The 22521-nt window shown below is 67.3% G+C and carries 24 protein-coding genes; 10 read left to right on the top strand and 14 right to left on the bottom strand.

Annotation, left to right across the window (positions count from 1 at the left end; translation table 11 throughout):
- Positions 1-86 precede the first annotated feature (86 nt).
- From CPBF1521_RS21310 to CPBF1521_RS21295, 4 genes are all read left to right on the top strand, one after another.
- Positions 87-1265: a sugar diacid recognition domain-containing protein gene (locus tag CPBF1521_RS21310; RefSeq protein ID WP_115678202.1), complete on the top strand. Its 1179-nt coding sequence runs from the start codon at positions 87-89 to the stop codon at positions 1263-1265.
- 144 nt (positions 1266-1409) lie between these two features.
- On the top strand, positions 1410-3161 hold the full coding sequence (locus tag CPBF1521_RS21305) for a sensor domain-containing diguanylate cyclase (protein WP_104650371.1): 1752 nt from the start codon (positions 1410-1412) through the stop codon (positions 3159-3161).
- 136 nt (positions 3162-3297) lie between these two features.
- Complete coding sequence (locus tag CPBF1521_RS21300; RefSeq protein ID WP_016902101.1) at positions 3298-3690, top strand: DUF2628 domain-containing protein; 393 nt, start codon at positions 3298-3300, stop codon at positions 3688-3690.
- Between the two features lie 720 nt (positions 3691-4410).
- Entirely contained in the window at positions 4411-6888 is a 2478-nt protein-coding gene (locus CPBF1521_RS21295; RefSeq protein WP_115678201.1) for a GH92 family glycosyl hydrolase, read from the top strand.
- 202 nt (positions 6889-7090) lie between these two features.
- On the opposite strand, the gene CPBF1521_RS21290 is transcribed toward CPBF1521_RS21295, so the two are convergent.
- From CPBF1521_RS21290 to CPBF1521_RS21270, 5 genes are all read right to left on the bottom strand, one after another.
- Positions 7091-8506: an amino acid permease gene (locus CPBF1521_RS21290; RefSeq protein WP_115678200.1), complete on the bottom strand. Its 1416-nt coding sequence runs from the start codon at positions 8504-8506 to the stop codon at positions 7091-7093.
- A gap of 212 nt (positions 8507-8718) precedes the next feature.
- Positions 8719-9099: a hypothetical protein gene (locus CPBF1521_RS21285; RefSeq protein WP_115678199.1), complete on the bottom strand. Its 381-nt coding sequence runs from the start codon at positions 9097-9099 to the stop codon at positions 8719-8721.
- A 127-nt stretch (positions 9100-9226) separates the two neighbouring features.
- Positions 9227-9847, bottom strand: a complete 621-nt coding sequence (locus CPBF1521_RS21280) for a glutathione S-transferase family protein (RefSeq protein WP_115678198.1) — start codon at positions 9845-9847, stop codon at positions 9227-9229.
- A 200-nt stretch (positions 9848-10047) separates the two neighbouring features.
- The gene (locus CPBF1521_RS21275) at positions 10048-10278 is read right to left on the bottom strand and encodes a hypothetical protein (protein ID WP_104650367.1); all 231 of its coding nucleotides are present in this window, start codon (positions 10276-10278) and stop codon (positions 10048-10050) included.
- A 135-nt stretch (positions 10279-10413) separates the two neighbouring features.
- Positions 10414-11337, bottom strand: coding sequence for a LysR family transcriptional regulator (locus CPBF1521_RS21270; protein ID WP_104650398.1), 924 nt, complete (start codon positions 11335-11337; stop codon positions 10414-10416).
- Positions 11338-11433: 96 nt separating this feature from the next.
- On the opposite strand from CPBF1521_RS21270, the gene CPBF1521_RS21265 reads away from it, so the two are divergent.
- The 5 genes from CPBF1521_RS21265 (at position 11434) to CPBF1521_RS21245 (ending at position 16042) form a co-directional block, all read left to right on the top strand.
- Positions 11434-12441, top strand: coding sequence for a zinc-binding alcohol dehydrogenase family protein (locus CPBF1521_RS21265; RefSeq protein ID WP_115678197.1), 1008 nt, complete (start codon positions 11434-11436; stop codon positions 12439-12441).
- 181 nt (positions 12442-12622) lie between these two features.
- Entirely contained in the window at positions 12623-14206 is a 1584-nt protein-coding gene (locus tag CPBF1521_RS21260) for a DNA recombination protein RmuC (RefSeq protein WP_104585880.1), read from the top strand.
- Between the two features lie 181 nt (positions 14207-14387).
- Positions 14388-14792: a hypothetical protein gene (locus CPBF1521_RS21255; protein WP_180497057.1), complete on the top strand. Its 405-nt coding sequence runs from the start codon at positions 14388-14390 to the stop codon at positions 14790-14792.
- Between the two features lie 153 nt (positions 14793-14945).
- The gene (locus tag CPBF1521_RS21250; RefSeq protein WP_115678196.1) at positions 14946-15497 is read left to right on the top strand and encodes a glutathione peroxidase; all 552 of its coding nucleotides are present in this window, start codon (positions 14946-14948) and stop codon (positions 15495-15497) included.
- 125 nt (positions 15498-15622) lie between these two features.
- Positions 15623-16042 carry a lysozyme inhibitor LprI family protein gene (locus CPBF1521_RS21245; RefSeq protein ID WP_104650363.1) on the top strand — a complete coding sequence of 140 codons (420 nt, stop codon included), beginning with the start codon at positions 15623-15625 and terminating at the stop codon, positions 16040-16042.
- A 153-nt stretch (positions 16043-16195) separates the two neighbouring features.
- Here CPBF1521_RS21245 and CPBF1521_RS21240 read toward each other — a convergent pair whose 3' ends face one another.
- Genes CPBF1521_RS21240 through CPBF1521_RS21215 form a run of 6 tightly spaced genes read right to left on the bottom strand, consistent with a single transcriptional unit; the run spans position 16196 to position 20304 of the window.
- A complete protein-coding gene (locus tag CPBF1521_RS21240; RefSeq protein WP_115678195.1) occupies positions 16196-17257 on the bottom strand; it encodes an MlaA family lipoprotein in 1062 nt (353 codons plus the stop codon).
- Between the two features lie 10 nt (positions 17258-17267).
- Positions 17268-17567 carry an STAS domain-containing protein gene (locus tag CPBF1521_RS21235; protein WP_104650361.1) on the bottom strand — a complete coding sequence of 100 codons (300 nt, stop codon included), beginning with the start codon at positions 17565-17567 and terminating at the stop codon, positions 17268-17270.
- Positions 17557-18219: an MlaC/ttg2D family ABC transporter substrate-binding protein gene (locus CPBF1521_RS21230; protein WP_104586194.1), complete on the bottom strand. Its 663-nt coding sequence runs from the start codon at positions 18217-18219 to the stop codon at positions 17557-17559. Before CPBF1521_RS21230 ends, CPBF1521_RS21235 begins: the two co-directional genes overlap by 11 nt.
- The gene (gene mlaD, locus CPBF1521_RS21225; protein WP_104586196.1) at positions 18216-18749 is read right to left on the bottom strand and encodes an outer membrane lipid asymmetry maintenance protein MlaD; all 534 of its coding nucleotides are present in this window, start codon (positions 18747-18749) and stop codon (positions 18216-18218) included. Before mlaD ends, CPBF1521_RS21230 begins: the two co-directional genes overlap by 4 nt.
- Before the next feature lie 11 nt (positions 18750-18760).
- Positions 18761-19510 (bottom strand): MlaE family lipid ABC transporter permease subunit, encoded by a 750-nt coding sequence (locus CPBF1521_RS21220; protein WP_104535395.1) that lies wholly within the window; start codon positions 19508-19510, stop codon positions 18761-18763.
- Positions 19510-20304: an ABC transporter ATP-binding protein gene (locus CPBF1521_RS21215; RefSeq protein WP_024940544.1), complete on the bottom strand. Its 795-nt coding sequence runs from the start codon at positions 20302-20304 to the stop codon at positions 19510-19512. The genes CPBF1521_RS21220 and CPBF1521_RS21215 overlap by 1 nt, the downstream gene beginning before the upstream one ends.
- A 234-nt stretch (positions 20305-20538) precedes the next feature.
- Between CPBF1521_RS21215 and CPBF1521_RS21210 the strand changes: the two genes are divergently transcribed.
- On the top strand, positions 20539-20826 hold the full coding sequence (locus tag CPBF1521_RS21210; RefSeq protein ID WP_104586190.1) for a DUF6916 family protein: 288 nt from the start codon (positions 20539-20541) through the stop codon (positions 20824-20826).
- 6 nt (positions 20827-20832) lie between these two features.
- On the opposite strand, the gene CPBF1521_RS21205 is transcribed toward CPBF1521_RS21210, so the two are convergent.
- Genes CPBF1521_RS21205 through CPBF1521_RS21195 form a run of 3 tightly spaced genes read right to left on the bottom strand, consistent with a single transcriptional unit; the run spans position 20833 to position 22518 of the window.
- Positions 20833-21360, bottom strand: a complete 528-nt coding sequence (locus tag CPBF1521_RS21205) for a GNAT family N-acetyltransferase (RefSeq protein WP_115678194.1) — start codon at positions 21358-21360, stop codon at positions 20833-20835.
- 36 nt (positions 21361-21396) lie between these two features.
- Positions 21397-21933 (bottom strand): phage tail protein, encoded by a 537-nt coding sequence (locus CPBF1521_RS21200; RefSeq protein ID WP_115678193.1) that lies wholly within the window; start codon positions 21931-21933, stop codon positions 21397-21399.
- Between the two features lie 57 nt (positions 21934-21990).
- Complete coding sequence (locus CPBF1521_RS21195) at positions 21991-22518, bottom strand: phage tail protein (protein WP_115678192.1); 528 nt, start codon at positions 22516-22518, stop codon at positions 21991-21993.
- Positions 22519-22521: the final 3 nt, after the last annotated feature.

The following is a 22521-nucleotide window of genomic DNA, read 5'->3' as shown; positions in this document are numbered from 1 at the left end:
TCTGCGCGCCTTGGCCTCATGCTTGGCGACGTGCATGCCGACCATGGCACCGCAGCCTCCCTCACCCCGTCAACAGACCCCAGCCCATGCTCACGCTCGACCGCACCCTGGCGCAGTCCATCGTCGACCGCGCGATGACCATCATCGACGGCAACGTCAATGTGATGGACCACACCGGCGTCATCATCGCCAGCGGCGAGCCGGCCCGCCTCGGCCAGCTGCACAAAGGCGCGCTGCTGGTGCTGTCCAGGCAGGGCCGGGTGGAGATCGATGCGGCGCTGGCCCGGCAGCTGGACGCGGTGCGCCCGGGCGTCAACCTGCCGCTGATCGCCGATGGCCGCATCGTCGGCTGCGTCGGGCTGACCGGCGAGCCGCAGCGGATCGGGCAACAGGCCGAACTGGTGCGCATGGCGGCCGAAGCGATGCTGGAACAGGCCGGCCTGCTGCGCCTGCTGGCCCGCGATGCGCGCCTGCGCGAGGAAGTCACGCTCGGCCTGATCCGCGCCGACGGACCGACCCCGGCACTGGCCGGCTGGGCCGAACGGCTCGGCATCGCGCTGGACCTGCCGCGCGTGGCGGCCGTGATCGAAGTGGAAAGCGGCACCCTCGACCTGGATGCCATGCTGGTGGAACTGCAGCGCCTGCACACGCTGCTGGCCACGCCCGAGCGCGGCAACCTGATCGCCGCCACTGCGCTCAACGAACTGGTGGTGCTCAAGCCCGCGCTGGACCGCCGCGGCCACTGGGACGTGGGCGAACAACGCCGTCGCGCGCATACCTTGCTCGAGCGCATGCGTGCCAGCAGCCCGCTGCGCATCCGCCTCGCGCTGGGGCAGTACTTCCCGCAGCCCAACGGGCTGGCGCTGTCGCACCAGATCGCGCGCACCACCATGCGCATCGGCAAGGCGCGCGCGCCGCAGGCCGACGCGTTCTTCTACGACGACCATCGCCTGCCGGTGCTGGTGGACGACCTGCGCCGGGCCTGGCAGGCCGACGAATTGCGCAAGCCGCTGCAGGCACTGCTGGCACAGGACCGGCGCGGCGACCTGTTGAAGACCTTGTCGGTCTGGTTCGGCGCCGGCATGCGCATGGCGCCCACCGCCAAGGCACTGGCCATCCACCGCAATACGCTGGATTACCGCATGCAGCGCATCGCAGGACTCTGCGGCGTGGACCTGGGCAACACCGACGACTGCGTGCGCCTGTACCTGGCCCTGCAGATGGACGACACCAGCGCCTCCAGCGGCGCCGACCCCGCCGCCTAGGGCGCCGACGCGCCGGTGCCGCCTGGCAGGCCGCAGCGCCGGCGCACACCCCATCCTGTGTCGCGGCGCACGAAACCAGCGTCAGGCAGGTATGCCCGGTCCGCTAGACTGAGCGGATTGTCAGGGGAACAAGCGAGCATTCCGTTGAGCCACTGCGACACCGTCGCGTCATCCACTTCCCGCGAAACCGATCGGCTGTCGCGTCTGGCGCTGTTGCAGATCGTCGATACCGATGCCGAGCCGTTCTTCGATGCGTTGGCCGCTGCCGCGCAGGCGATTGCCGGCACGCCGATCGCGCTGGTGTCGTTGGTGGACGAGCATCGTCAATGGTGGAAGGCCAATATCGGCCTGCCCGGCGCCAGTGAAACCCCACGCGAGCTCGCGTTCTGCACCCACGCCATCGAGGACGATGCGGTGATGGAAGTACGCAATGCGCCGGCCGATCCACGCTTTTGCGACAACACGCTGGTCACCGATGCGCCGGGGATCCGTTATTACGCCGGCGCGCCGATCGTCTTGTCCGACGGTTTGCGCATGGGCACGGTGTGCGTGATCGACCAGCGCCCGCGCGCGCTGGAGCCGGCGCAACTGGCCGCCTTGCAGCAGCTGGCCAGGGTCGCCGCCGAAGGGCTGGAGCAGCGCCGGCTGATGCTGGAGCGCGAAGCTGCCAACGCACAGCTGCAGCAACGCCTGCGCGAGAGCGAAGCGTTTCTGGAACGCACCGGCCGGGTCGCCGGTGTCGGCGGCTGGGAGGTGGATGTGGCCAGCGGCGTGCTGACCTGGTCGGACCAGACCTGCCGGCTGCACGATCTGCCGCCCGGCTACCGGCCGACCCTGGCCGAGGGGATCGGCTTCTATCCGCTGGATGCGCGCGCGGTGATCACCGAGGCGGTGGACAGCTGCGTGCGCGACGGCACGCCCTGGGACCTGGAACTGCCGCTGGTCAGCGCCACCGGCCGGCGGCTGTGGGTGCACAGCACCGGCTCGATGGAGCATGTGGATGGGCGCATCCGCCTGATTGGCGCGATCCAGGACGTCACCGACCGCCATCGCGCGGTGGATGCGCTGGCTGCCAGCGAGCGCAAGTTCCGCAACATGTTCCAGTACAGCCTGGGCCTGATCTGCACCCACGAGATGGATGGCCGGCTGATCAGCATCAATCCGGCCGCGGCGCGCTCGCTGGGCCGCAGCGTGGACGACATGGAAGGGCGCTCGTTGCTGGAATTCATCCGCCCCGAGCTGCACGCCGCCTTCCAGGGCTATCTGTCGCGGATGGTGCTCGACGGCCAGGACGCCGGCGTGATCGAGCTGGTCGCCAGCGATGGCAGCCTGCGCCACTGGCAGTACCGCAACGTGCTGGACGTGGAGGCCGACGCCACCGTCGTGCTGGCGCACGCCCAGGACATCACCAACCAGTACCAGCAGGAGAAGCAGCTGCTGGAATGGTCGTTCACCGACCCGCTCACCAACTGCTACAACCGCCGATTCCTGGACGAACTGGACAAGCGCGACCCCAGCGTGCGCTGGGGCTGCATCGTGGTGGATCTGGACAAGTTCAAGCTGGTCAACGACACCCATGGCCACCAGCGCGGCGACGAAGTGCTGGTGCAGATGGCCTGGTTCCTCAACCAGCCGCTGCGCACCCAGGACCGTCTGGTCCGCCTGGGCGGCGACGAGTTCCTGGTGCTGCTGCATCAACCCACCCAGTCGCAGCTGGCGGCATTGGCGCGCGACTACGTGGCCGCCACCGACGACGCCCCGATCCAGTTCACCCTGGGCACCGCCCTGCGCCACGACGGCGAGGCGCTGGCGGCAGTGGTCGATCGCGCCGACCGTTCGCTGTACGCGCTGCGCCGGGCGCGCCGCGGCACCGGTGTCAGCGACCAGCGCGAGTAACGCGCGCTGCGGCCTGCAAGCGGCCACGGCCGAAGCTGATCGGCGGCTGACCCTCCGCGTCCGACCGGTGCCGAAGAACGTGCCGATGAATACGCGATCGCCTATCATGTAATCGTTTTCAACTACATGGTTTGGAATGGATACCTTCGATCGCACCCAGCTCAGTCCCAAGTGGCAGTTCCGTTTCGATTTCTTCGACCGTCACGGTGGCCCCAAAGACCCCAGTTACAAGAACGCACTGAAGACCCTGAGCTTTGGCGAGAAGGTCAAGGTCGGCATGAACTTCTATGCCTTCTTCTTCGGCGTCATCTATTTCTTCATCATCGGCCTGTGGCGCAAGGCGTTGAGCCTGATCGGCATCAGCGTCGTGGTGAGCATCGTGGCCTCGTTCCTGCCGGCCGCGTTTCAGAACGTGCTGTGGCTGCCGCTGTCGTTGTTGACCGGCATGATCGCCAACTACGCCTACTACCTGGACAAGGTGAAGGGCAGCACCAGCTGGAACCCGTTCGAGGGCATGCGCTGGATCTGAAGCAACTGCGTCACCGGCGCGTCGGCCCCTCCCGCCGCCACGCCAGCGTCGCCAGGCCCGGTCACTGACCGGGCTTTTTTTATGGGCTGATTGCGCAATCCACGCGGCCACGCCGCGCGCTCACCCAAGAGACCGAGTCGCTCCCAGAGACGCGACCCTCTCAGCGACCGAGCCCCTCAGGCGCGAAGCCCCTCTCCCCCCGGGGCGATAAGGCACAGCTTGCGCGCCACTGGCGCGCGTGCCTGGGAGCGCCCGCGCTGCTAGCGCGGGCCGGGGCGCGGAGCGGGGTTGGGGTGAGGGTTCGGCCCCCGCGCGCAACACGCCCAAGAGCGCCACCTTCAACCAACCGCACGCAGCGCAGACGAATCAATCCCGAGCCAACTCATCCGTCAGTGCCTCTGACACGCTTCAGAATGGCAGTACCTGGCAGCGCGCAACAGATCGCCTCAAAAGTCTAAAACATCCGCAAAACTGCCAGCACCCGCACACTTTGCTGCGCCGCGGTGTGCAGCAAGCGGTCGAGAATGCTTAATCTTTGCCGACACATGGCCCATGGCCGCATCGAATTTAGATCGATCCAAACAAGCCAGGTCGGGCGCGAAATCGCGCTGCCGGTCGCCGTTTGAACGCGGTCGTTGTGCGTCGATCGCTGCGTGGTGCAGCGATCGGCATGGATCCCCACCTGCGGCTTCGGTCGCCCTCTCCTCCGAGGTGTCTTGCATGCTCTCCGCAGTCTGGTCCGATCGTTCCGTTTCGCAGGGCGCTCCGGCGCCGTTCTGGCGCCGCGCCGCCGCCGGCCTGTGCCTGCTCGGCATGGCGGTGTGCGCGCCGCTGGCCGCGCAGGATCCGGCGCAGGTCAACACCTTCATCGGCAGCAAGGACGACGGCAATACCTTCCCCGGTGCCTCGGCCCCGTTCGGCCTGGTCCAGGTCAGCCCGATCGGTGCGCACTACGCCGGCTGGCGCTACGACGACCCCAGCATCCGCGGCTTCGGCCATTCGTTTCTGTCCGGGGCCGGCTGCTGGGAGCAGGGCGGGCAGGTCTCGGTGCTGCCGGTCACCGGCCGCATCGGCCCGGGCGGCGACTTCGACACCGGCGACGCCAAGGCCTTCGACCAGAAGCGCTATGCCGCGCGCTACACCCATGACGGCGAGGTGGGCCAGGCCGGCTACTACAAGGTGCGGCTGACCGACTACGGCGGCATCGACGCCGAAGCCACCGCGCTCACCCGCGCCGCCGCCGAGCGCTACAGCTTCGCGCCCGGCGCCGACACCGGCCATGTGCTGGTCAACCTCGGCCAGGCCAACGACCGCCACGTGGTGATCGGCAGCCAGCTGCAGGTGGTCGGCGACCGCGTGGTCGAAGGCAAACTGACCACGCAAAGTTTCTGCGGCGGCCACGAATACACCACCTGGTTCCGGCTGGAATTCGACCGCCCGTTTACCGCGCACGGTGTCTGGGGCGAAGACGGCGGCGTGCCCGGCGCGCGCCACGGCATGGGCGGCGAACTCAAGCCCAACGGCGCCTGGCTCAGCTTCCCGCTGGGCAAGAACAAGACCGCGCGCGCAGTGACCGTGGTCAGCGCCATCTCGCATGTGGACGCCGAAGGCGCGCGCAACAACCTGCGCGCCGACGGCATGCAGGGCGGCAAGCTGCTGGGCCTGGAGCAGATGCGCCAGCGCGCGCAACAGGCCTGGCGCAGGGAACTGGCCGGCATGCAGCTGGCCGGCGCCAGCGCCGACGATCGCACGGTGGCCTACACCGCGCTGTATCACGCGCTGCTGCAGCCGCTGACCGGAAGCGATGCCGATGGCCGCTATCGCGGCTTTGACGATGCGATCCACCATGCCGAGGGCTGGACCTACTACGAGTACTTCTCGCTGTGGGACACCTATCGCTCGCAGAACCAGCTGCTGGCCTTGCTGCAGCCGGCGCGCGCGCGCGACATCGGTCGCTCGCTGCTGGCCATCCACCAGCAAGGCGGCTGGCTGCCGCGCTGGGGGTACGCCAATTACGACACCAACATCATGACCGGCGACCCGGTGACGCCCTTCATGGTCGACCTGTGGCGCTTCGGCGCGCTGCAGGGCAGTGAAACCGAGGCCTACGCCGCGCTGCGCCAGAACGCCTTCGGCCAGCCGCCCATCAATTCGCGCCACGCCGGGCGCTCGGGCAACGCCAGCTACCTGGCCAACGGCTACGTGCAATACGACCGTGCCTTCCCCTCCAAGGGCATGGACGTGGACCCGCACCACGGCGGCTCGGCCACGCTGGAATACGCGCTGGCCGATTGCGCGCTGGCGCAGATGGCGCAGGCGCTCGGCCACACCGACGACAGCGCGCTGCTACGCAGACGCGGCGGCAACTGGCACAACGTCTGGGACGCCGGCGTGCGCGATGCCGACACCGGCTTCAGCGGCTTTCCGCGCCCGCGGCTGGAAGACGGCAGCTGGTATGCCCCCTCGGACGATCACTACAGCCCACGCTCGCAGCATGGCTTCCACGAAGGCACCGCCTGGCAATACCAGTGGCTGGTGCAGCAGGACATCCCCGGCATGCTGCAGGCCATGCATGGCAGCGAGCAGGCCGGCAAACGCCTGGATGCGTTCTTTGCCTACGACGACCTGCTCAAGGACCCGCTCAACGCCGCGCGCACGCACTGGGTGGTCGGCCCGTATAGCTACTACAACCAGTACCGCTACAACCCCAACAACGAACCGGACCTGCACGCCCCGTGGATGTACACGTTGATCGGCCAGCCGTGGAAGACCGCCACCGTGGTGCGCGCCGCCCAGCAGCTGTTCACCAATGCACCCAACGGCGTCACCGGCAACGACGACCTCGGCACGATGTCGGCCTGGTACCTGTTCAGTGCCCTGGGCCTGTATCCGGCGGTGCCGGGCAGCGGGCAGTTCCTGCTGCATGCCCCGCGCTTCAAGCGGGTCACGCTGGCGCTGGGCAACGGCAAGCGCCTGCGTATCGACGCGCCCGCTGCCGACGGCCGCGGGCTGCAATACGTAGACAGCGTGCGTTTCAACGGGCAACCGCAGCGGCAGGTGTTCCTGGACTGGGCCCAGCTGCAGCAGGGCGGCACGCTGTCGTTTGCACTAAGCAAGCAGGCGCCGACCCGGGGCTGGGGCACGCAACCAGAGGCATTGCCTGCCTCGTTCTGCGCCACGCCTGCGGCGGCACCGTGATTCAAGCGCCGGTACCGCGAGCGCGGGCCGGCGCGCAGCCTGGAAGCAAGGGCACAGCTCGCCTGTGTTGATTCATTCTTGAAGGCGCGTGGCGACGCGTTCGTCATCGCTGGCACCTGCCGGGTGTCCGAGGCGCCCCTCATCCGTACTGCGAGCCCCTTCTCCCGCTGGGAGAAGGGCACACTCCCGCTGGGAGGAGGAACTATCCCACCTTCGCCAACCGGCTATTGCGCCGGCCATAGGCGACATACACCACCACACCCAGCGCGTTCCAGGCCAGGAACCACCCCTGCGTCGTGCTTGGCAGACTCCAGAACAGATACAGGCAGCCCAGGATCGCCACCGGACCCACCACCCATGCCAGCGGCGTCCGGAAGGAGCGCGCACGCGTGGGCTCGCGCACGCGCAGCACCAGCAGGCACGCCGCCACCGCAGTGAACGCCGCCAGGGTCCCGGCATTGGCCAATGCGGCAATTTCATCCAGGCGTGCCACGCCCGCCAACGCCGCCACCAGCACCGCCGTGAACAGGGTGATCGCCACCGGCGTGCCGGTGCGGGCATTGACCTTGGACAGGCCGCGCGGCAACAGGCCATCGCGCGACATCACGAAGAAGATGCGGCTCTGCCCATACAGGAACGCCAGCAACACCGTCGGCAGCGCGATGATCGCCACCGCACCGATGACCAGCGCCGCCTTGCCGTGGCCGAGTTCGCGCATGATCAGCGCCAACGGCTCCGGGCTCTTGCCGAACACGGTGAAGCTCATCGCGCCCACCGCCGACAACGCCACCAGCACATAGATCAGCGTGCAGCCGATCATCGAGCCGACGATGCCGATCGACAGATCGCGCCTCGGGTTCTTGGTCTCTTCGGCCGCGGTGGAGATCGCATCGAAGCCATAGAACGCGAAGAAGATGATCGCCGCCGCGGCCATTACCCCGCGCTCCACGCCATCGGCACCTTCGGTCTTGGGGAAGCCATACGGCATGAACGGCTGCAGGTTGGCGCTGTCGAACGCCGGCAACGCAATCGCCACGAACACGCCCAGCGCCACGATCTTCAGCACCACCAGCACCGCGTTGAGGGTGGCGCTTTCCTTGGTGCCGGCCATCAGCATGCCGGCGACCAGGAAGGTGATCACCACCGCCGGCAGGTTGACGATGCCGCCGGCATGCGGCCCGGCCACCAGGGCATGCGGCAGGTTGACCCCCAACCACTGCAGGAAGCCGACGAAATAGCCCGACCAGCCTACCGCCACTGTGCTCACCACCAGCGAGTATTCCAGCACCAGGCTCCAGCCCACCACCCAGGCGATGCTCTCGCCAAGCGCGGTGTAGCTGTAGGTGTAGGCGCTGCCGGCAGCCGGCATCATCGTGGCCATTTCCGCATACGCCAGCGCCGCACAGGCGCACACGATGCCGGCCGCCACGAACGACAGCAGCACCGCCGGGCCGGCCTTGTCCGCGCCCACGCCGATCAACGTGTAGATGCCGGTGCCGACGATCGCGCCGATGCCCAGCGCGACCAGATGCGGCCAACTCAGGCTGCGGACCAGCTGCCGGCCGGCCTCGTGCACGGTGACCTGATCGATGGATTTGCGCCTGAGCCAAGACGACATGCGGACCTCGCGGGAACAAAAGAAGGCGCGAGTGTCGCCCAACGCGCCGCAGCAAAGCTATCGGTCCAAGGTCATGCGTCGGCGCCAGCATGGCCGCGCCCGCGCGCCCACCGCATCAGCCGGGTGCGGGCCGCCGGCCGGTCTCCGGCCAAGCGACCACCACCCGCGATCCCGCTTTTGCGAATCCCAAATCCCCAATCCCCAATCCCCGCTCACTCCACAGACGGGCGATGCGGTGGTCGCACATTGCGATAGACCAACTGCACCGCCCACGCGCCGATCAGGCCGACCGCACCGGCAGCGAAATGGGTCCAATCGAGTACCCGCGGCGCCGCGCCATTGGCGTCATGCCCCCAGAAGTTGAACCACAACAGCACCAGTGCGGTGACTCCGATGCCGATCCAGAACCACAGCCGTGTTCCACCAATGGCATAGAACAAAAACGGCAACGCGGTGCCGATCAAAAAATGCACCGGGAAGAAATACGCCGTGCCGTACGGCCGCATCAGGTACCAGACGATCGCGGCAAAGCTGCCCAGAAAAACGAACAGGCCCAGCGCGAACAGACGGGTTTGGTTGGTGGCGGTGGTCATCGGGTGGCCTGGCAGGAACGAAGCCTCACCCTAGCGATGCGCAGGTCACGTTGAGGTCAATGCGATGCGATCCGCATGCAAATCCAGCATCGCCGCACTGTCTGGCTCGCTTTTGCGCACACCTGGTCTACGGCGCATTGCAGCCATGACGTTGAAAGCCGGCACGCGTCTTCAGGCAGGCGTGATACGCCACCACCGCCGGCAACGCCGGCCGCGCGATCGGGCTGGCAAGCCAGCGCTGCGTGGATAAGCCCAACACGATATCGGCCAGGGTGAAGTCGGCTCCGAGCACGAACGGGCCGCCGCGTTGCAGCTGTACCTCGAGGATGGCCATGTGCCGGTTCCACTCGCGCACGCTCGCCGCAATCGCCTGTGGATCGGCATGCGCCGCGCTGCCGCGCACGCTGGCCATGAACGCGTAACGCCAGGCGTTGTTGAGTTCGGTGGCCTGCCAATCCATCCATTGCTCGACCAGCGCACGGGCAGCGGGCGCCGTCGGCAACAGGTCGGCGCGCCCTGCACGCGCGGCCAGATACCGGCAGATCGTGTTCGACTCCCACAGCACCAGATCGCCATCGCGGATCACCGGCACCAGTGCGTTGGGGTTGAGCGCGCGAAAGGCCTCCGTGTCCAGCGATGCAAACCCGCTGCCATACGCGTGCAGCGTGTAGTCCAGCGCCAGTTCCTCGCACAGCCACAGCACCTTGCGCACGTTGATCGATGTCGGCTTTCCGTAGATGTCCAGCATATGTGCCCGGGGGTGGAGGTGGTGAGTGCGTGCAGACGACTGCGCCAGTGACTGCTCTGCGTCTTGCGCGTGCGTCGATGCATCATTGCAGCAGCACGGCTGCCGCGTCTGCGTTCAACGGAGCGGATGCTGCAATGGGCATGTGTACATTCGTGCAGCCATACAGATCGACGCGTGCAACCTGTCCCATTGCCGCTTGCCTACAACGTCATCTTGCCCGCGTAAGCGTCGCGCACGCTCTGGCTGATATAGGTGCTCAAGCCGCGCCCGGCCTTGGCCAGGCGCTGCATGGTCGCGACCACGTCGGCGCCGGCACTGGCGGCGGTGTACACATAGGTCTCGCCACTGCGAAAGCGCACCGCGATTGCATCGTCTGCCACCGCATAGGCCACCACTCCGGAGTGGCCCTGGCGATTGCCGTAGCACTGCATCGACGGGAAGCGGCGGGCTGTCATGCAGGCAGGCTAGAAGCCGCGCAGTGACGGGCACCTCAACGCGCGCGGCAGTCGCGCAGACCTTGCCGCGGCGCGCGTGCATCCATCGCGCCCCTGTTCCGGCGCAGCAGGTCAACGCGCATCGGACGCCAGCGGGTACAGCGCCGTCATCGCCTGGCAGCGTTGCGCAAACAGCGCGTGCAGCTGCCGCACCGCCGGCGAAAACTGCTTGCGATGCGGGCACACCAGGTGCAGAGGCAGGCGGTCGCCGCACTCCGGGAACAGCACCTGCAAACGCCCGGCCTGCACGTCGGTGCAGACATCCAGCCAGGATTTATAGGCGATGCCTTCGCCTGCCACTGCCCAGCGCCGCACGATATCGGCGTCGTCGCACAGCATCGCGCCACGCACCGGCACGATGTGGCGGCGGCCCTCCAGCTCGAACTGCCAGCGGTCGTAGGCGCGCCCGGCCAGCAGATACAGCAGGCAGGCGTGCTCGCGCAGCGCGTCCAGCGTGGCCGGTTGCCCGTGCCGTTGCAGATAGGACGGCGCGGCGACCAGCACCCGCCGGTTGTGCGGCGCCAGTGGCAGCGCCACATGCTCCGCATCGTCGATACGCCCCAGCCGGAACGCCACATCCACCGGCGCGCGGTACAGGTCCGCCACCTGGTCGGACAGATGCAGGCGCAGGCGCAGGCGCGGATGCGCGGCGCGGAACTCGGTCAGCCACGGCAGCAGCACATTGCGGCCCAGGTCCGACGGGGCGGTTACCTGCAGCACGCCCTGCAGTTCGGTGTCGTGCCCGCGCACCTGCTCGCGCCCATCGCGCAGCAGCTCCAGCACCTGGCGTGCGTAGGGCAGGTACTGCTCTCCCTCCGCGGTCAGCCGCAGGCTGCGCGTGGAGCGCGCAAACAGGCGCAGGTCCAGGGCCCGCTCCAGCCGCGCCACTGCCGCGCTGACCTGGCCGGGCAGCAGGTCGGCCTCGCGCGCGGCATTGGAAAAACTGCCCAGTGCCGCCGTGCGCACGAACAGCGCCAAGTCGTCGAAGCGGACCATCTTCACTCCAGCTGTGAAAGTGCTTGCGCAGTTTGCCGGTTTTTCTCGCAATGCCGGCGGCCGACCATGCAGTTCCCTCCCCGCAGGACGCCCGCCATGAAAGCCATCGCCTATCCCCAGCACGGTCTGCCCATCGACGACGCGCGCGCGCTGGTCGCGCTCGACCTGCCGCTGCCCGAGCCCGGCCCGCGCGACCTGCGCGTGCGCATCCATGCCATCTCGGTCAATCCGGTCGACACCAAGGTGCGCGCCAACGCCGCGGTCGACGCACCGCGCGTGCTCGGCTGGGATGCCAGCGGCGTGGTCGATGCGGTGGGCAGCGAGGTCAGCCTGTTCCAGCCCGGCGATGCGGTGTACTACGCCGGCACCTTGAACCGCCCGGGCACCAATGCCGAATACCACCTGGTGGACGAACGCCTGGTCGGGCGCAAGCCGGCCACGCTCGATGACGCCTCGGCCGCCGCGTTGCCCCTGACCGCGATCACCGCCTGGGAGCTGCTGTTCGACCGCCTGCGCATCGCCGAAGGCGGCGGGCAGGGCCAGACCCTGCTGGTGGTCGGCGCCGCCGGGGGCGTCGGCTCGATCCTGGTGCAGCTGGCGCGCACGTTGACCAAGCTGACTGTGATCGGCACCGCCTCGCGCCCGCAGACGCAGGACTGGGTGTATGCGCTCGGTGCCCACCATGTCATCGACCACACCCAGCCGCTGAGCGAGAGCCTGCAGCGCATCGGCATCGCCCAGGTCGAGCATGTCGCCAGCCTGACCCATACCGACCAGCACTTCGCCCAACTGGTCGAGGTGCTCGCACCGCAGGGCCAGCTGGCCCTGATCGACGACCCGGCCACGCTCGATGTGCTGCCGCTCAAGCGCAAGAGCGCGTCGCTGCACTGGGAATTCATGTTCACCCGCTCGCTGTTCGACACCGACGACATGATTGCCCAGCACCACCTGCTCAACCGCGTCGCCGCGCTGGTGGACAGCGGCACGCTGCGCAGCACGCTGGGCGAGCACTACGGCCGCATCACCGTCGACAACCTGCGCCGCGCCCACGCCGCACTGGAATCGCATCGCACCCGCGGCAAGCTGGTGCTGGAGGGGTTCTGACCGCGGCGACGTTGCGACTGCGCAGCTCCGGCCCGGCTCGCCACGCCGTCAGCCGCGTCGGAGTCGCTTGATGCGCATTGCCGCAGGCGCAACGTGCCAGGCGCCCGCGCCCTGAGCACCGGCCGCCCAACCGGCATCGCACTGGCGCAGCCCCTGCGACCGGCCCGGCTACACTGCGCGCATGTCATCCCAATCCCTGATCCTTCTCGGACTGCTCGTCGTAGTCCTCGTGTTGCAGCTGATCGCGCTGCTGCGACGTCCTTCCACCAGCGGCCTGGAGCTGGCGCTGCGTGCCGAGCAACGCGACGGCCGCGGCGAATTGCGCGAGCAGCTCGAAGGCCTGGCGCGGCAGCAGGACGGCCGCCTGGAAACCTTCGCACGCAATCTCACCGAACTGTCCACGCGCACCGACCAGCGCCTGGACCTGCTGCGCGACGCACTCGGCGAAGACGCACGCAAGGCGCGCGAAGAAAGCGCCCTGGCGCAACAACGCACCGGCGAACTGCTCACCCTGCGGCTGACCGAATTGCGCACCCAGCTCGACGGCTTCGGCCAGCAGCAGGAAACCCGCATCCAGGTGTTCGGCCAGCAGCTGACCGAGCTGATCGCACGCACCGACACCCATATGGCCGCCCTGCGCGAAGCGCTGGCCGACGATGCCCGCAAGGGCCGGCAGGAGGCCGGCGAGTCGCAGCAGCGCTTCACCGAGGCCCTGGGCCAACGCCTGACCGAACTCACCCAGCGCAACGAGCTGCGCATCGGCGAAATGCGCGCCACGCTGGAGCAACAGCTGGCCAACCTGCAGAACGACAACGCCAGCAAGCTCGAACTGATGCGCGCCACCGTCGATGAAAAACTGCAGACCACGCTCAACACGCGGCTGGATGCCTCCTTCAAGCTCGTCTCCGAACGCCTGGAACAGGTGCAGCGCGGCCTGGGCGAGATGCAGCAGCTGGCTACCGGCGTGGGCGATCTCAAGCGTGTGCTGAGCAACGTCAAGGACCGCGGCGGCTGGGGCGAAGTGCAGCTGGAGAACATCCTCGAGCAGACGCTGACGATGGAGCAGTACGCGCGCAGCGTGCGGGTCAGGCCCGACAGCGCCGAGGCGGTGGATTTCGCGATTCGCCTGCCGGGGCGTGGCGACGACACGGTGGTGTGGCTGCCGGTCGACGCCAAGTTCCCGCGCGAGGATTACGAACGCCTGATCGACGCGCAGGAAAAGGGCGACCTCGACGCGATCAAGACGTCGACGGCGCAGCTGGAACGTGCCATCCGCATCCAGGCCAAGTCGATCAGCGACAAGTACGTCTGCCCGCCGCAGACCACCGACTTCGCGGTGATGTTCCTGCCCACCGAAGGCCTGTACGCCGAAGTGATCCGTCGCGCCGGCCTGGTCGACCTGCTGCAGCGCGAACATCGCGTGGTGCTGGCCGGCCCGACCACCTTCACCGCCCTGCTCAACAGCCTGCAGATGGGCTTCCGCACGCTGGCGATCGAAAAGCGCTCCAGTGAGGTCTGGCAGGTGCTGGGCGCGGTGAAGAGCGAGTTCGGCAAGTTCGCCGGCATCCTCGAAAAGGCCGAGCGGCAGATCAGCACGGTCGGCAAGAGCCTGGGCGAAGCCAGCCGCAAGACCCGCACCATCGAACGCCGCCTGCGCGGCGTGGAAACCCTGGCCAGCGAACACTCCCAGGCGCTGCTGGACGATGCCGGCAACGACGACACCGCCAGCAGCAGCGACGACGACAGCAACGACGAGCAGGAATGATCCGCCGCCCAAGGCGACCCAACAAGCCACGACGTAGGAGCGCACCCGGGCGCGACCAGGCATTACCGATAACGCCCCATCGCGGCCAGGGCCGCTCCTACAAAACACAGGTCTCCGGCATGGCTTCTTGCCGATAGCGAGCACGCCACGCAGACATCGCCACCGCGATGCTTGCAGCCACCTGATGCAAGACGAGAGTGTCAACATGGCAACCCGATGGATCCATGCAGTGGTCTGCGCGCTGCTGCTGACCGCATGCAGCACGCCTCCGGCGACCAGGCCGGGCGCTGCGGCGGGCACGCCGCAGCCACCGCACGCCGGTTCCGCCGACGCTGCCGAATGCACGGCAAAGGGCGGGCAACTGCGCCCGGTCGGCCGCATGCAGACGGTGCGTTGCGTGGTGCCGTATGCCGATGCTGGCAAGACCTGCAGTGACAGCTCCGACTGCAGCGGTGATTGCCTGGCCACCAGCATCGTGCCGACCGGCACCGCGACATCCGGCACCTGCCAGCGCGACAGCGACCGCTTCGGTTGCCGCCAGGAAGTGATCGGCGGCATGGGCCAGGCCGCGTTGTGCATCGATTGACGTCAGCGAACGTGGTGAAGCGCCTGCACGGGTCGATCAGCCGCTTGGTCCGTGCGCGTCGCTGGAGATCACTGCAAGCGCCATGAGCCAGCCGTCTCGCTCGCGCCATCGTGGCGGTTTATGCTCTCGGCTCTACCTGTCCAGGACGTATCGATGAGCCAGACGCTTTACGACATCCCGGTTGCCCGCATCGACGGTGAGCCCGCCACGCTGGCCGACTATCGCGGCAAGGTGCTGCTGGTGGTCAACGTCGCCTCCAAGTGCGGACTGACCCCGCAGTACGAGAGCCTGGAAGCGCTGTATCGCGACAAGCAGGCACAGGGGCTGGAAGTGCTGGGCTTTCCGGCCAACGACTTCAAGGGGCAGGAGCCCGGCAGCGAGGCGGAGATCGCGCAGTTCTGCCAGCTCACCTACGACGTGACCTTTCCGATGTTCTCCAAGATCGCCGTCACCGGTGCCGAGATCCATCCGCTGTATCAGCAGTTGACCAGCGCACATCCGCAGGCCACCGGCGACGGCCCGATGCGCGAGAAACTGGCCGGCTACGGCATCGCACCCAACCCCGCACCGGGCGTGCTGTGGAACTTCGAAAAATTCCTGATCGGCCGCGACGGCCAGGTCATCGACCGCTTCGCCCCCGACGTGCCGGCAGACGATGCGCGCCTGCGTGCGGCGGTGGATGCAGCGTTGGCATCGGCTGCCTGAAGCTCCTCTCCACCAGGACGAGACGCCACGCGTGCGCGCCAGTGGCACGCGTGGCCTGACGCAGCAAGCTGCATCCACCGTGTCGGTGCACGCATCGCGAAGGTGACTCAACAAGGACCCTGTCGATGCGTCTGCTCTTTGTCCTCCTGATGCTGCCTGGCAGTTCGTCGTTACACGCTGCGGAGCTTTGCCGCGACCTGCAGACAACCCCGGAAAGTAACGCTTGCTGGAACGAGCAAGTCGGCATCGCGCAGGCACGTCTGGATGATTATCTGGCGACCGCGCGCGACCGGGCCGTTTCCACATTGGGTATTGCCGCCGACGCTTTCGACAACGCACAGACGGCGTGGACGACGTACCGGGATCTTCAGTGCGGCAATGTGCAAACGCGCTGGCACGATGCGACAGTCCTGCCGGCCAAGGTGGCGAGCTGCATCGTCGACCTCGACGATCAGCGCGCGCACGATCTATGGAAGCACTATCTCACCTATATCGACCGCACGCCGTCTATCAGGCCCGAACCGGAGTTGCGCGCCGGCAAGTGACCTGGCAACTGCACCTTCGATCCGTCGGTCTGGATTCCCGAGGCAAGCCTGCGCCTAGGCAGCCTAGCCACTTCGCATGCTGGTGGCGGAAAATAAAAAGCCCGGGATCGCTCCCGGGCTTTCATAGTTACGCCAAACCGCATGCTAGATCGATCAACGAATCCACTGCGGGATCGGCATTGCATCCACCGGCACGGTGCTGTCCTTGTCCTCGCGCAGGTAGTCGGGCAACTCGTTGTCCTTCTGGCGATGGCTGCGCAGGTCGCGCACGATCTGGTAGTTGCGGCGCTGCATCCATGCATCGCGGGTCAGTGCGTATTCGTCCGGTGCCTGGTCGCGCAGCGAATCCAGCGACATCAGCTGCGCGCGCGTATCCACCAGCTGCAGGCCCTGCAGGGCGAAGCGCGCGCCGCTGTCGTCGACCTGGCGCAACGGCGAGAGCGGAATGTCGCCGCCCAGGCCGAAGGTGTCGCGCACCGTGCGTGGGCCGAACAGCGGCAACTCGAAGTAGCGCGAATTGCGCCAGCCCCACACACCCAGGGTCTGACCGAAGTCCTCGCTGCGGCGCGGAATGCCGGCTGCGGAGGCCGGATCGAACAGACCGGCCACGCCCAGCGTGGAATTCATCACGAAGCGGCCCAGCGACTGCATCGCATACACCGGGTGGCCCTGCAGCAGCTGGTTGACCATGGTCAGCGGCGTGCCGAGGTTGTCGAAGAAGTTGGTCACGCCCAGGCGTGCCGGACGCGGCACCACCTTGGTATAGCCGGTGGCCAACGGACGCGCCACGCCCCGGTCCACGGCCAGGTTGAAGCGGTGCATGCCGCGGTTGTAGCGCTCCCACGGATCGTAGGGCGGCGCATCACCGGGCTGGCCCGGTGCACCGTTGGCGCCGGCCTGCGGGGTGGTGGGGCCGTAGAGCGCAGCGTAGTCGTCCTCGGCCGAGGTGGCGGCACCTGCGGTCCCGGCGCTGGCATCGGCGCCGGTCTGGTCGGCCGGGGCTGCTGCGGCGGTGGTCGGCAGGGCGTCCGGGGCGGCAAAGCCGGCAGTGGCCGGCTGCGCCGTCACCCCGGCATCGTCACGCACCGGGGCCGGGGTCGCGTCCGGGGCAGTCTCGGCCGCGGACGCAGGCGGCGCGGATTTCGGAGCGTGGCTGGCGCAGGCACCAAGCAGCAGGCAGGCAGCCAACAGGGAAAGGGGGCGAAGCTGGGTCATGGGGTGGCGCTCAGGCCTGGAAATCGAAAGTAGGGGACAAACGGTAGGCGGCGCGCAATTCGTCCAGACCGGACGCCTCACCCACCACCGTGACGGGACCGGCACCGGTGGCGCGTAGCCGCGCCGCCAGTTCGGCCAGCATTGCAACGCCGGCACTGTCCAGGCGTTGTACACCCGACAGGTCCAGCGTGCGAATGCCGTCCAGTTGCGCAATCGCCTGCGGCCAGGCCGCCGTGACCGCGTCGCGGTCGAGCACGCCGGTCAGTGCCAGCGTCTGGCCATTGCGTTGCACGGAATCGTTACTTGCCATTGGCCGGTGCCGGACCGACCTGCAGATTGCCGCTACGCAGCTCTGCGGCGACCTTGGCAATGCCCTTTTCGCGCAGCGGGGCGTCGAACTGGGTCTTGAAGGTCTGCACGTAGGAGATGCCTTCGATCATCACATCGAAGATCTTCCACTGGCCACCGACGTTACGCATCATGTAATCGACCGGGGTCGGGTCGTTGCCGGCGCGCAGCAGGTCGGTGGACACCTTGACGCCGCGGTTGCCCGGCAGGGCGCTCTCGGACTTGGCGCGGAAGGTCGGCTTGCCTTCGAAGTTGAGCAACGCGGTGCCGTAACGCTGCATCAGGTTGTCGGCCAGCGCATCGGCAAACAGCTTGACGTCCGCATCGGAGGCACCACGGCCGTTGACGCCCAGCACCAGGCGGGCCGAGTAGTCGCGGTCGAAGGCCTTGTTCAATTCGCCATTGATGTACTGGCGCAGCGCGGCCGGGTTGCTGCGGAACTCGGCGCGCCGCTGGTCAAGCGTGCTCAGGATGCGGGTGCTGCTGTCGATGACGGTCTTGGTGGCCGCGCCCTGCGCAGGCGCGCTGGCGGCAGCCGGCTGCGCCAGCACGGTGGCCGGTGCGCACACCAGCAGGGTCGAGGCCAGGACAGCGGAGAGCAGGGTGGTTTTCATTGGTGCGGTTCCGTAGAGGGAGAAGCGGGCTGGGCAGGCGGGGCGGCCTGACCCTCTGCGGCGGATTTATCACCGCCGCCACTGAACATGTACTTGCCGACCAGCTGCAGCAGGTCCACCGCCGGCTGGGTGAAGCCGATTTCTTCGCCCGGCTTGAGCGTTTCCGGGTCACCGCCCGGCTGCAACCCGATATAACTCTCGCCCAGCAGGCCGCTGGTGAAGATGCCGGCCGAGGTGTCGGCCGGCAGATCCTTGTACTTGTTGTCCAGCGACAGGGTCACCACCGAGTCGAACCTGGTCGGATCCAGGCTGATGTCGGACACCTTGCCGATGGTCACGCCGCCGATCTTCACCGGTGCCTGCGCACGCAGCTGGCCGATCTGGCTGAAGCGCGCGGTCAGCGTGTACTGGCTGGACCCGAAGCCCCAGCGCTGGTTGGTCGAGGCCACCGCCAGCACCAGCAGCGAGGCCAGGGTCAGCAGCAGAAAGGCGCCGACGGCGAATTCTAGTCGTGGTCCACGCATGGCCATAGTTATTCCACTCACCTAAACAACATTGCAGAAAGGACGAAGTTGAACATCAGCACCAGCAGCGAGGCGTTCACCACGGCGCGGGTGGTGGCGATCGAGGTGCCTTCGATGGTCGGTTCGGCGTGGAAGCCCACGTAGGCGGCGACCAATGCGGCGGTGCCGCCGAAGATCGCCGACTTGAGCATGGCCACGCCAAAGTCGTCCCAGAAGTCCACGCTGTTGCTCAACCCCGACCAGAATGTGCCGTTGTCGATGCCCAGCACGTGCACGGCTTCGAAATAGCCGCCGGTGATGGCCAGCGAACAGAACACGCCGGTCAGCAACGGTACCGTCAGCACCGCCGCCCAGAAGCGCGGCGCCACCGCCTTGGCGACCGGATCGATGGCCATCAGCTCCAGCGCCTTGATCTGGTCGGTGGCGCGCATCAGGCCCAACTCGGCGGCGATCGAGCTGCCGGCGCGGCCGATGAACAGCAGCGCGGTCAGCACCGGTGCCAGCTCGCGGTACAGCGACAGCCCCAGCAGCGTGGACAGCGCATCCGACGCACCGTAGGTGGTCAGCGTGCGGTAGCCCTGCAGGGTCAGCACCAGGCCGACGAAGGCGCCGCCGACGGCGATGATCGGCAGCGACCGCGCGCCGACCTTGTAGATCTCGCGCACCAGCTCGGCGATGAAATCGCGCGTGGGCACCGAGCCGCGCAGCACGGTCAGCGAAAACAGCCCGGCGCGGCCGAAGGCGCGGATCGACTCGACCATGGCCATCAGGCAGCACTCCGGTCGCGCCGCGGCGCCGCATCGAAGGCGATCGGCCCATCCGGCTGGCCATGCAGGAATTGCTGCACCAGCGGATCGGTGCTGTCCTGCAGCTGCTCCGGCGTGCCGGCGAACACGATGCCGCCATTGGCGATGACCACGGCCTGGTCGCTGATCGGCAGGGTTTCGTGCACGTGGTGGCTGACGATGATGCTGGTCAGGCCGAGGCTGTCGTTGAGGCGCTGGATCAGGCTCATGATCACGCCCGACGCGATCGGGTCCAGCCCGGTCAGCGGTTCGTCGTAGATCATCAGCGGCGGGTCCAGTGCCAGCGCACGCGCCAGCGCCACACGCCGCGCCATGCCGCCGGACAATTCGCGCGGCCAGGCATCGGCGGCGGCCAGCAGGCCCACCGCATGCAGCTTCATCTGCACCAGGCGCTGCAGCACCGGCGCCGGCAGGCGGGTGTGGGTACGCAGCGGCAGCGCGACGTTGTCGGCCACGCTCAGGTCGGTCAGCAGGCCATTGCCCTGCAGCAGCACGCCGACATTGCGACGCATCTCCAGCAGTGCACGGTTGCCATGCGGGATCGCGTTGCCGAACAGGGTGACCGTGCCGGCGACCGGACGCAGCTCGCCGGTCAGCGCGGCCAGCAAGGTGGATTTGCCGCTGCCGGACGGACCGAGCACGGCGGTGATGCTGCCGCGTGGCACGTCGAGCGAGACGTCGCGCAGGATCGTGCGACCGCCGCGATCGATGCGGACACCGGACAACTGCACGACAGGGGATGCGGACGCCGTCATCGAAGCCTTTAACAGAATTCCAACGCGATAGAGTAGCCGTCACACGGCTGAACATAACCGAACCGGTGCGTCCAGTATTATCGCATGACGTCTGCACCGCAGCGGACGCGTTGCAGCCGGCATGCATGCAACAAGCCGTCTCATGCATGACCCAACGCAATCTGCGAGCGCAGGGTGTTGTGGCAGGTATGCCCTAGGTGGATGATCGGAGTTCCGGCCGACCACGAGTACGTAATGGATCTACTGACCCTGGAGCACTTTGCAGGCAGCGTCAATGAAACGTTCTCTGCCGCATTGAACGAAGGCGAGGTGCCATTCGTGCTGGTCGAGGCGCGGCCGCTGCCCACCACGCATGCCGTCCACCGGGCACCCTTCTCGCTGCTGTTCCGCAACAGCTCGGCGTTCCTGTTTCCGCAGCAGACCTATCAGCTGCGACACACGCGGCTGGGCGAGATCGGCGTGTTCCTGGTGCCGGTGGCGCGCGAGCGCGACGGTTTTTTGTATCAGGCCGTTTTCAACTGAGTGCGTTCAACCGCGGTGCTCGGGAAAATGCCAGTGCATCTGCAGATGCGTCTGGTTGCTCATACCCGCGACGAAACCGTGGCGGATATACAGTCGTTGCGCGGCGGGGTTTGCGTGCAGCACGTGCAGTGACAATCCGCATCCGGCCTCGCGCGCCACCGCCTGCGCGTAGGCGAGCAGTTGCGAGCCGATGCCCTGGCCGCGCCAGTCCGGCAGCAGGCTGATATCCACCAGCGTATGTTGCGCGGCAGCGCGGTGCAGATACAGGCGCCCGATACGCAGATCCTTGGCCTGGACGATCAGAAAGTCGCCGCCTTCAAAATGTTGCTGGTAGTGCGCGCGCTGCAGCGCAAATTGCTGCTGAAGAAAGGCACGTTTGCTCGCCTCCGGCCACGGTACCGGTGCCAGCTCGTCGCTGCGGGTGCTGGCATAAAGCGCCTGCAGCCACGCGATGTCGGCTGGCTGCTCGGGGCGCAGGGCAAGATCCACCGCGCCCCGATTAGCGGTAGCGCTCGTTACGAACTGCATCTTCATCGCCGCCTCTGCAACGCGCCCGGGTGACGGCAGCGCTCAGTTGAACGCCGGATAGTCGCCCTGCAGCGCGATGCAGAAGTTCACGGCCAGATAGGGCTGGCGGTTCTCGTGCGCCTGTCCGCTGCCGGTAGGCAACAGCATGGTCGGGGAGAATTGCTTGTCCGGCGCGACCGCCAGGAACGGGCGCTCGGTGTTGACGTTCAGCGACGACAGCGCCACACCGTTGGCTGGCGTGCCCGTCTTCTTGGTCATGTCCGGCTGCGAGAGTATGTTGACGCCATGCTGGTGCATCGGGATCTGCGTGCTGAGCAGGCTTTCCGACGCGGAGCCGAAGTTGCTACCCAGCGAGTGCGGGGTCAGGCCCGGCCCCGCGCCCTGCTGGCAACCGGCGCGTGCGGAAAAGTTCGGTAACTGGAAGGTGCTGTTACCGTTGCCGCCATAGGCCACGCCGAGCAGGGAGTACAGCGTGGTGTTCTGCGCGATCGGCAGTGTGGCGCCATTGCAGAACGCCCAGCCGTAGGGGTTGTAGTCGAAGCCGAACAGCTGGATTTCGCCGATATAGGGTTCGGTCATGAACAGAGTCTCCGATGAAGCGGATGCATACCGCGGCCTGCCGCCGCGGCGCGGGGATCAGGCTTGCTGCGGAAAGATGCCCGTGGTGGCGATGCAGTACTGCACCGTCAGTGTCGGCATGAGGTTGTCGTGCGGCTGGTTGCCGCCGGCGAACGAGGTGCTCTGCGTGGACATCGCCAAGGTGGTGCCACCGGTTGCATCGCTCACGTAGAACGTGCTGCCGTTGACCGCCGCCGGCAATAACCCCGCCGGTGCGGTCGCCGTCGCTGCGGTGGTGGTGGCCTGAGCGGTATGCGTGTGCGCCGGCATCTGCAGGTCCGTCAACGTCACCGTCTCGGTGCCGGCGTGCTGGGCGAGCACGTAGTTGCTCAGGCCCGGTCCCTGGCCCTGGTGGATCGGCAGGCGGCCGCGCAGATCCGGCACGCCGAACGTGCTGGTGCCATTGCCACCGTAGACAGTGCCGAGCAGGACGTACAACGGTTCGTATTCGGAAATCTGCAGCAACGAGCCGTCGCACGCCTGCCAACCCTGGGGAGTGCGGCCAAAACCGAACATGCGGATTTCGCCGATGAAGGGAGTACCCATGAA

It is taken from the genome of Xanthomonas euroxanthea (genome assembly GCF_900476395.1).
Classification (GTDB): domain Bacteria; phylum Pseudomonadota; class Gammaproteobacteria; order Xanthomonadales; family Xanthomonadaceae; genus Xanthomonas; species Xanthomonas euroxanthea.
Note: the sequence above shows the minus strand (reverse complement) of the source record. Positions and strands in the feature narration are given on the sequence as shown.